General features: G+C 37.4%; 1 protein-coding gene. It reads left to right on the forward strand.

Annotated elements, in window-relative coordinates; translation table 11 throughout:
• The first annotated feature begins 77 nt into the window (after positions 1 to 77).
• The gene (locus tag HMPREF2794_RS23520; RefSeq protein ID WP_246839631.1) at positions 78 to 1,082 is read left to right on the forward strand and encodes a phage integrase SAM-like domain-containing protein; all 1,005 of its coding nucleotides are present in this window, start codon (positions 78 to 80) and stop codon (positions 1,080 to 1,082) included.
• The last annotated feature ends 5 nt before the right edge of the window (positions 1,083 to 1,087 follow it).

A 1,087-nucleotide genomic window follows, 5' to 3' on the forward strand; every position in this document is an offset into this window, starting at 1 on the left:
AAGACAATTTTCTATCAATTCAGACCGATTCAAGCTGTTTAATGCGATTTTAAACCTTTAAAAAACATTAAAACAGTATGGCAACATTTAAAGCAATTGTATTTAAGGGACATCTAAAACAAGATGGAACATCAAATATTAAAATTAGAATCTATCACAATAGAGAGTCACAGTATATAGCCACTTGTTATTTCATTCAACCTGAAGGAATGGATGGAGTCGGCCGGATCTTGCCTAATGTGGCAAATGGAGAAATGATAGAGTATGAGATCAATGCATATATCCAAAAGATCCGGAGAGAGTATTTAAAGCTAGGACAAGAAAGAACTCAGTTTATGTCATGCAAGGATTTAAAAGAAGAAATAGAGAAATCCCTAGCTCCTGACGCCGAGTTTATAGACTTCGTAGAGTTCGCTCAAAACATAGTAATTCAGACGAAAAAGAAAAAGACAGCTGAATGGTATAGCTCTTCTATTGATACACTATGTTGGTACACAAAAAGAAAGAAGATAGATATTAAGCTAATCACCTCATTTCTGCTAAATAAGATGATCAAAGACTTATATCACTCCGGTCCTGCCGGCATTCCCTTAGAACCGGGCACAATAAGCCATTACCTTAGAGGACTGAGAGCATTGTATAACAAAGCCAAGCTCTATTACAACAATGAGGACTTTGATATTATAAGAATCCCAGGCGATCCGTTCAAAAAGGCTGAGATACCGGAGTACCGGAGAAAACGAAAGAATATAGATATCATTACCTTGCTAAAGATCAGGGATTTCCAATCTGATAAAAAACGCACTAATATGGCACGTGATGTCTTTATGATGATGTTCTACATGATGGGAGTCAACATCAATGACCTATATAGCATTTCGTGTGAACGCCGCGGAAGACTGGAATATACGCGTTCTAAAACGAATACAGAGAAGAATCACGAACAGGTACCGCTTTCCGTCAAGATTGAGCCAGAGCTTCGCGTCCTGCTCGATAAATACACAGAGGGGTATTTCCTCTCCTACTTTCATACTAATTATTGTAGCCTGAATAATGGATCAATGAATAAATCTGAGGGATGAAATTA

The organism is Bacteroides sp. HMSC067B03 (genome assembly GCF_001811315.1).
Lineage (GTDB): Bacteria > Bacteroidota > Bacteroidia > Bacteroidales > Bacteroidaceae > Bacteroides > Bacteroides faecis.

What these genes read in the sequence shown, in the direction of transcription:
- HMPREF2794_RS23520 (WP_246839631.1), top strand. Translation starts at nt 78, where the DNA reads ATGGCAACATTTAAAGCAATTGTATTTAAGGGACATCTAAAACAAGAT.